Origin of the sequence: Mycolicibacter senuensis (assembly GCF_003284925.1) — a bacterium.
Lineage (GTDB): Bacteria > Actinomycetota > Actinomycetes > Mycobacteriales > Mycobacteriaceae > Mycobacterium > Mycobacterium algericum_A.
In genome coordinates, this window is the sequence record NZ_QMEX01000152.1 from 1 (window position 1) to 8,047 (window position 8,047).

Genomic DNA, 8,047 nt, shown 5'->3' on the forward strand with positions numbered 1-8,047 from the left:
CGCGCAAGGGCCAGGACATGCTGATCCGCGCGTTACCGGCGATCCGGCGCCGGGTCGACGGTGCCGCGCTGGTGATCGTCGGCGGCGGCCCGTATGCCGACACACTGCGGCGGCTGGCCGTCGAGTGCGGGGTCGCCGATGCGGTGACGTTCACCGGTGGCGTGCCGGCCGCCGAGCTGCCCGCCTACTACCTGCTCGGCGATGTCTTCGCGATGCCATGCCGCACGCGTGGTGCCGGGCTCGACGTCGAGGGGCTGGGCATCGTGTTCCTGGAGGCATCGGCGGCGGGTGTGCCGGTGGTCGCCGGTGACTCGGGCGGCGCACCGGAGACCGTGCTGGACAACCGGACCGGGCGGGTGGTCGACGGCCGGTCCGTGGAGCAGATCGGTGATGCCGTCAGCGGATTGCTGGCCGACCCCGACCGCGCCGCCGCGATGGGCGCCGCGGGGCGGGCGTGGGTGATGAGTGACTGGCGCTGGGAAACCCTGGCCGCACGCATGGCCGACCTGCTGGCGTGAGGACGCCGACGGTGCGGTTTGATTGCGCTTTTCCACCAAAAGCCGACCAAACCGCTCACCGGGGCGCCGGAACCGCCGGTCAGTCCTTGGTGTAGATCGCCTCGATCGCGTCGGCGAACTTCTCGGCGACCACCTTGCGCTTGACCTTCATCGTCGGGGTCAGCTCACCGGTGGCCTCGGTGAAGTCGACCGGCAGGATCCGGAACTTGCGGATCGACTCGGCGTGCGAGACCGTCAGGTTGGCCTGTTTGACCGCCGCGTCCACCTCGGCCAGCAGGTCCGGGTCGGTGGCCAGGTCCGCGGCGGTGGCGGTGTCGGCCTTGCTGTTGCGCTGCTTCCAGCCTTCCAGAGCTTCCGGGTCGATGGTGATCAGCGCCCCGATGAACGGCTGGGCGTCGCCGACGACCATCGCCTGGCTGATCAGCGGGTGCGCGCGCAGCTGGTCCTCGAGCACCGCGGGTGCGACGTTTTTGCCGCCGGCGGTGACGATGATCTCCTTCTTGCGGCCGGTGATCTTCAGGTAGCCGTCGGCGTCGATCTCGGCCAGGTCGCCGGTCTTGAACCAGCCGTCGGTGAACGCCTCGGCGGTGGCCTGTTCGTTGCGCCAGTAGCCGCTGAACACCACCCCGCCGCGGACCAGCAACTCACCGTCCTCGGCGACGCGCATGCTGTTGCCCGGCACCAGTTTTCCGACGGTCCCGACCTTCATGGCGCCGACCGGGTTGACGGTCACCGCGGCGGTCGTCTCGGTCAGCCCGTAGCCCTCGTAGATGGACAGGCCGACGCCGCGGTAGAAGTGGCCGAGCCGTTCGCCCAGCGGCGCGCCACCGGACACCGACGCCCGGCAGTCGCCACCCAACGCCGCGCGCAGCTTGTGGTAGACCAGCTTGTCGAACACCGCATGCTTGAGGCGCAGCAGCAGACCGGGGCCGCCACGGTCGAGGGCTTCGCTCCAGTCCACCGCGGTCTGGGCAGCCATCTCGAAAATTCGGCCCTTGCCGTCGTTGGCGGCGTTCTGCGCGGCGGTGTTGTACACCTTCTCGAACACCCGCGGCACCGACACCACCACGGTCGGCTTGAAGACCGCGAACATCGGCACCAGATTCTTGATGTCGCTGGTGAATCCGACCGTGACCCGGTTGGTGAATGCCGCCAGGGTCAGGGCGCGGGCCAGCACGTGAGCCAACGGCAGGAAGATCAGCAGGCGCTGGTCGGGACCCAGCAGGGTCGGCAGGGCCGCTTTGGTGCCGCGCACCTCGTGGAGCAGGTTGGAGTGGGTGAGCTGGCAGCCCTTGGGGCGGCCCGTGGTGCCCGAGGTGTAGATCAGCGTCGCCGGGTCGGTGGCCTTGAGGGCGGCCCCGCGCGCGGTGAGCTGCGCCGGGTCCTGGCCCGCGCCGGCCTCGGCGAGTTCATCGAAGGCCTTGGCGCCCGACCCGTCGATGGTCATCACCCGCCGCAGCGCGGGCAGTCCACCGGCGAGTTCGTTGATCAGCCGGGCGTGGGCGTCGGTCTCGGCGAACGCCAGCACCGCGCTGGAGTCCTCCATCACCCAACGCACCTGCTCCGCCGAGGACGTCTCATAGATCGGCACGGTCACCGCGCCGATGGACAGGATCGCGAAGTCCAGGATCGCCCACTCGTAGCGGGTCGCCGAGAAGATCGCCACCCGGTCACCGGCGGCCACTCCCTGCGCGATCAGACCCAGTGCGGCCGTGCGGATCTGCGCGGCGGCAGCGGCGCAGCTGACGTCGGTCCACGCGCCGTCCACGAGGCGCTGGTAGATGACGTGGTCGGGATTGTCGCGCTCGTGTTCGAAGACGATCGCGGCGACGTTGTCGTGCTCCTCGACGGTGAACGGCGCCGGAACACTGAACTCACGCATTCGAATGACCTCTCTTGGCAGCCCGGGTGTCTGTCCGACCAGCCTAATAGGCGCGCCCCGGCAGATGTGACGGTGTTCACTGTCGGGCGGGGAGAAGCCCGGCGGTGTGCACCGGCGGCGTTCCGCCCCGGGGACGTCATATGTGAAGCTGGGGCGATGAACAGTATCCAGGTTGCCGATGAGACCTTCATCGCCGCATCCGGCGCACAGGTGGGGGCCCTCGTCGCCGACCGGTCGAGCTGGCGGCGGTGGTGGCCGGACCTGCAGCTGCAGCTGGTCGAAGACCGCGCCGAGAAGGGCGTCCGATGGACGGTGTGCGGCCCGCTGACCGGAACCATGGAGATCTGGCTGGATCCGATGCTCGACGGGGTGCTGCTGCACTATTTCCTGCACGCCGAACCCAGCGGGGTGACCGGCCGCCAGCTGGCCAAGCTGAACCTGGCGAAGCTCAACCATCGCCGCCGGGTGGCGGGCAAACGGATGGCCTTCGAGGTGAAGGCCCGCCTGGAGCAGGCCCGACCCGTGGGTGTCGCCCCGGCCGCTGTGAGCTGAGCCGGGCTGAACGGGCGGGCGCGGCGAGGTAGCGTCTCTGCCGAGGGCTGGTGGCAGGCGAACGAGTTAGGGAAGTAACCACGTGGCGGACAAGACAGCTCAGACCATCTTCATCGAGGCGGATCCGGGCACGGTGATGAAGGTGATCGCCGACATCGGCGCCTACCCCGAATGGGTGTCGGAGTACACCGAGGCCGAGGTGCTCGAAACCGACTCCGACGGATACCCGAAGCAGGCCAGGCTGGTGCTCGACGCCGCGGTGCTCAAGGACACCATGGTGCTGGCCTACGACTGGCCGCAAGACCGTCGCAGCGTGCGCTGGTCATTGGTGTCCAGTTCGCTGTTGAAAGCGCTTGACGGCGAATATCGTTTGGCGCCCAAGGGATCCGGCACAGAAGTCGTCTACGAGCTGTCGGTCGACCTGATGATCCCGATGATCGGTCTGCTCAAGCGCAAGGCGGAGCGGCGACTGACCGACACCGCGCTGAAGGACCTGAAGAAGCGAGCCGAGGCTGAGTGAGCCCGTCTGAGGCAACAACGCCCCCGGTGCTCCCGGTCGCGCCGATCAGTCTGTTCGTGGGCAAGGGCGGCGTGGGTAAGTCCACGCTGGCGGCGGCGACCGCGGTCGCCGAAGCGCGCGCCGGTAACCGGGTGCTGCTGGTCTCCACCGACCAGGCGCACTCGGTCGGTGACGTGCTGGGCGTCTCGGTGGTGCCCAGCGCCGGCCGTGACCCGGTGTCGGTGGTGCTCGACGATGCCGGTCCGGGCGGGCTTGACGTACTGGCGCTGGACACGCTGGCGCTGCTCGAGGCGCAGTGGGTCGCGGTGGTCGAGGTGCTGGCCGGGCGATTCCCGGAGTCGGATCTGGGTAGCGTTGCCCCCGAAGAGCTTTCGGCGCTTCCCGGCGTTCAGGAGGTGCTCGGCCTGCATGAGGTTGGCGAGCTGGCCGGCAGCGGTCGGTGGGACCGGGTCGTCGTCGACTGCGCGTCCACCGCCGATGCGATGCGGATGCTGACGCTGCCCGCCACGGTCGCGCTGTATGCCGAGCGGTCCTGGCCGCGGCACCGCAGGCTCAGCGGGCCCGACGGCGCGTCGGACGCACTGGTCGAGTTGATCGAGCGGATCAGCGGCGCCGCCGAACGGCTGGCCACGCTGCTGACCGACGAGGCGCTGGTCGGGGCCCACCTGGTGCTGACCGCCGAGCGCGTGGTGGCCGCCGAAGCGGTCCGAACCCTGGGGACGCTGGCGCTGACCGGGGTGCGCGTCGACGAGCTGATCGTGAACCAGATTCTGTTGCAGGATGATTCGTACGTCTACACGAATCTGCCCGCTCATCCGGCGTTCGACTGGTACGCCGAGCGGATCCGTGAGCAGCACGGCGTTCTGGAGGACTTGGACCGCACCATCGGTGACGTGGCGATGGTGCTGGTCCCGCACCTGGCCGGCGAACCGATCGGCCCCAAGGCGCTTGGCGAGCTGCTCGAAGGCAGCCGGCGACGCGGCGGCTCGGCACCGCCGGGGCCGGTACGGCCGGTGGTCGACCGGGAGTCGGGTTCCGGACTGGGGGCGGTGTACCGGCTGCGGTTAGAGTTGCCCCAGGTCGATTCCGGTGCGCTCAGCCTGGGACGCTCCGGTGACGACCTGGTCATCGGTGCCGGTGGCACCAGACGCCGGGTCCGATTGGCGTCGGTGCTGCGACGATGCACGGTTGTGGACGCGACGCTGCGCGGCAGCGAACTGACGGTGCGCTTCCGGCCGAACCCGGAGGTGTGGCCGGTGAGCAGTGACGAGGAGGTGCGACGTTGAGCGCTGGCGCGCACCGTGATCTGGGTGAGCTGGGGCCGGAGTTGCGCAAACTCGCCCAGGCGATCCTGGATCGCCTCGACCCGGCGGTGCGGGCGGCGGCGATGCTGGCGGCGGCCGATGCGCCGGGTAAGTGCCAACAGGTGTGGTGCCCGGTGTGTGCGCTGGCGGCGTTGGTGACGGGGGAGGAGCACCCGTTGCTCAGCGTCGTCGCCGAGCACAGCGTCGCGTTGTTCGAGGTGATCCGAGCGGTGGTCGGTGAGACCGGTGACAGGCCGGGCCCGCCCGACGGCCCGCCGCCGGACGGATCCGGCGGCGCGCCGGCCAAGACCGGTTATGAACACATCCCCGTCACGATCGAGCACTGAACGCGGAAAGCTAAGGAATTCCCCGGAATCTCCGTTGTGATGAATCACCGTGTGGCCCTGGCCACCGCTGGTCGGTAAAGTTGGCGCGAACACGGCCGGTGTTCGCGGACAGCAGGGAGGGAGGGGCCATGTGGTATTGGCTGTTCAAGTACGTACTGCTGGGTCCGCTGCTGGCCCTGATCGGACGGCCGAAAGTCGAGGGGCTGGAGAACATCCCCGAGCACGGTGCGGCGATCCTGGCCAGTAATCACCTCGCCGTCATGGACAGCTTCTACCTGCCGCTGGTGGTGCGCCGCCGGATCACCTTCCTGGCCAAGTCGGAATACTTCACCGGCACCGGCATCAAGGGCTGGTTCACCCGCTGGTTCTACACCGCGGTCGGCCAGGTGCCCATCGACCGCACCGACTCCGACGCCGCACAAGCCGCGCTGAACACAGCCCAGCGGATCCTCCAGGACGGCAAGCTGCTCGGCATCTACCCCGAAGGCACCCGGTCACCCGACGGCCGGTTGTACAAGGGCAAGACCGGGCTGGCCCGGCTCGCGCTGCACACCGGCGTCCCGGTGATTCCGGTCGCCATGGTCGGAACCAACGTCGTCAACCCGCCCGGGACGAAGATGTTGCGCCCGGGCCGGGTAACGGTCAGGTTCGGCAAGCCGATGGACTTCTCCCGCTTCGACGGGATGGCCGACAACCGCTTCATCGAGCGGGCGGTCACCGACGAGGTGATCTACGAGCTGATGGGGCTCTCCGGGCAGGAGTACGTCGACATCTACGCGGCGAGCCTCAAAAACGGTGCCGCACAACAGGACGGGGCAACGGCTCAGCCGGTCGCCCGGTTTCCGGAGACCGCCGCAGGCTGATCTGGAGTGCTCCGGCGGTCCGGACGCAGCATCGCGCCGGCCGTGATGATCACCGCCAGCGCCCACCACACATAGGATGTGCCGGCCAACTGGCGCCACCACGCCGCGCCCGCCTCGTGATGCTCGGGCAGCAGGTCGATCGGACTGCGCATCATCAACGCCACACCCAGTGCGCTGAGCACGCCCAGCGCGATCGCGCGGTGCCGGTAGGCCACCACGGCGGTCACCACCACCGTCGGCAGCATCCACACCCAGTGGTGCGACCACGACACCGGTGAGACCACCAGCCCGAACAGCGCCACGCAGATCAGCGCCAGAATCGGCTCCCCGACATCCCGGTTGAGCAGTCGGCGGGCCGCCCACACCGTCACCGCCAGGACCAACAGGCTGCCCAGCAGCCACAGTGCGGAGCGCTGAGGTTCGCTCAGCGGCAGCCGGGCCAGCGCGCCGGCCAGATTCTGGTTGGTGTTCAGCGTCGCCCCGCCGATGCGGTCGGTGTTGCGGACCGTGTGCGTCCAGTACTGCCAGGAGTCGCTCCAGGCCAGCACGAAGCCCGCCAGGGTCGCCACCAGAAACGATGCGACGGTGGTCACCGCGGCGCGCCCGTCGCGGCGCAGCAGGAAGTACAGCAGAAACACCGCCGGGGTCAGCTTCAGCGCCACCGCCAAGCCCAGCAGCGCGCCCCGCGGCCAGTAGGTGCGGCGCGGTACGCAGTCGGCGATCACCAGCGTCATCAGCACGGCGTTGACCTGGCCGAAATCGAAGTTGGACCAGATCGGCTCGGCGTCGAGCCAGATGGCCGCCGCGACGATCGCTGCTGCCAGCACACCCCGCCGCCAGCACTGCGGACCGCTGCCGCGGCCCACTGCGACGCCCAACCCGGCGAGCACGACGGTGATCGACACCACCAGCAGCAGCGTCGAGACGATCGTCAGCGCGGCGGTGCCCGAACCGAGCGACACCCAGGTCAGCGGGGCGAATAGGACGGCCGCGATCGGGGGATAGGTGAACGGCAACACCGTGCCATCGATCTGGGTGGGAAACCAGTCGTCGCCGTAGAGCGGTTGCCCGTCCCGCCACGCCTGCGCGGCCATCCGGTAGACGTCGACGTCGATGTGGTACGGCGTGCTGCCGAGCGCCCGCCACGTCGTGTAGCCCAGGGCTCCGATCGCCAGCACGGCGAAGATCCACCAGACGGAACCGCCCCCGTGCCGACGGCCCGGCTCGGGCGGCCGCGATGTAGTCATGTCGCAGCACAGCCTATCGGGTGGTGAGGATTTCCCGGGCCATGCCGGTGGTGATCCCAGCGTGGAGTGTGGTGAGGGCGTACGTTGCATTAGGTGCTCGAATGGTTCCGCGACGACATCATCGGACGCGGCAGATTGCCGCTGCTGTGCTGCCTGCTCGCGTTCCTGGCGACGTTTCTGGTGACCCGCGCCGTCGTCCGCTATATCCGCAGCACCGCCGGTCGCGTCGGCGCCCCCCGGTGGTGGCAGCCGCGCAACATCCACATCGGGTCGAAGCACATCCACCACGTGGTCTTCGGGGTGCTGCTGGTGATGGTCGCCGGGGTGACGCTGGTGGCCGCCGGCCCCCATGGGCACGAACCGGCATTCAGCTTCGCCGCGATCGCGTTCGGGATCGGCGCGGCGTTGGTGCTCGACGAGTACGCGCTGATCCTGCACTTGTCGGATGTGTACTGGGAAGAGGACGGGCGCGCCTCGGTGGATGCCGTCTTCGCCGCGACGGCGGTGGCCGGTCTGCTGGTGCTGGGCTTTCACCCGCTGGCCTTTCTGTTGTCGCTGTGGCACGACACCTCCTCGCCGCTGATCCGCGCCGGGGTGTTCGCCGGGCTGGTGACGTCGCTGCCGCTGGGTGTGGTGGTGTTGTTGAAGGGCAAGGTGTGGACCGGGCTGATCGGGATGTTCTTCTTTCCGCTGCTGGTGGTCGGCGCGATCCGGCTGTCCCGGCCGCACGCGCCGTGGGCCCGCTGGCGCTACCTGCCCCGGCGCGAGCGGATGCGCCGCGCGTTGCTGCGCGAACGCCGGCTGCGACGCCCGG

9 protein-coding genes are annotated in these 8,047 nt (G+C 69.2%); 7 read left to right on the plus strand and 2 right to left on the minus strand.

The features are described from left to right. Positions 1-518 (plus strand): glycosyltransferase (locus DQP56_RS20770; protein ID WP_114475785.1); only part of this gene is annotated, 518 nt, incomplete at its 5' end. Between the two features lie 79 nt (positions 519-597). Here the strand turns inward: DQP56_RS20770 and DQP56_RS20775 are convergent. Continuing rightward, positions 598-2,400 carry an AMP-dependent synthetase/ligase gene (locus DQP56_RS20775; RefSeq protein ID WP_112688671.1) on the minus strand — a complete coding sequence of 601 codons (1,803 nt, stop codon included), beginning with the start codon at positions 2,398-2,400 and terminating at the stop codon, positions 598-600. A 156-nt stretch (positions 2,401-2,556) separates the two neighbouring features. Here DQP56_RS20775 and DQP56_RS20780 point away from each other — a divergent pair, with 156 nt between their 5' ends. The 5 genes from DQP56_RS20780 (at position 2,557) to DQP56_RS20800 (ending at position 5,986) form a co-directional block, all read left to right on the plus strand. Then, on the plus strand, positions 2,557-2,952 hold the full coding sequence (locus tag DQP56_RS20780) for a polyketide cyclase / dehydrase and lipid transport (RefSeq protein ID WP_112688673.1): 396 nt from the start codon (positions 2,557-2,559) through the stop codon (positions 2,950-2,952). Positions 2,953-3,034: 82 nt separating this feature from the next. Next, entirely contained in the window at positions 3,035-3,472 is a 438-nt protein-coding gene (locus tag DQP56_RS20785) for an SRPBCC family protein (protein ID WP_112688675.1), read from the plus strand. Continuing rightward, positions 3,469-4,758 (plus strand): ArsA family ATPase, encoded by a 1,290-nt coding sequence (locus DQP56_RS20790; RefSeq protein ID WP_205868940.1) that lies wholly within the window; start codon positions 3,469-3,471, stop codon positions 4,756-4,758. The genes DQP56_RS20785 and DQP56_RS20790 overlap by 4 nt, the downstream gene beginning before the upstream one ends. Next, on the plus strand, positions 4,755-5,123 hold the full coding sequence (locus tag DQP56_RS20795; RefSeq protein ID WP_112688679.1) for a hypothetical protein: 369 nt from the start codon (positions 4,755-4,757) through the stop codon (positions 5,121-5,123). Before DQP56_RS20790 ends, DQP56_RS20795 begins: the two co-directional genes overlap by 4 nt. A 128-nt stretch (positions 5,124-5,251) precedes the next feature. Next, positions 5,252-5,986 (plus strand): lysophospholipid acyltransferase family protein, encoded by a 735-nt coding sequence (locus tag DQP56_RS20800; protein WP_112688681.1) that lies wholly within the window; start codon positions 5,252-5,254, stop codon positions 5,984-5,986. On the opposite strand, the gene DQP56_RS20805 is transcribed toward DQP56_RS20800, so the two are convergent. Beyond that, on the minus strand, positions 5,947-7,233 hold the full coding sequence (locus tag DQP56_RS20805) for a glycosyltransferase 87 family protein (protein ID WP_112688683.1): 1,287 nt from the start codon (positions 7,231-7,233) through the stop codon (positions 5,947-5,949). The genes DQP56_RS20800 and DQP56_RS20805 overlap by 40 nt on opposite strands. 93 nt (positions 7,234-7,326) lie before the next feature. On the opposite strand from DQP56_RS20805, the gene DQP56_RS20810 reads away from it, so the two are divergent. Further along, the coding region (locus DQP56_RS20810) for a hypothetical protein (protein ID WP_112688685.1) at positions 7,327-8,047 on the plus strand (721 nt) is incomplete at its 3' end.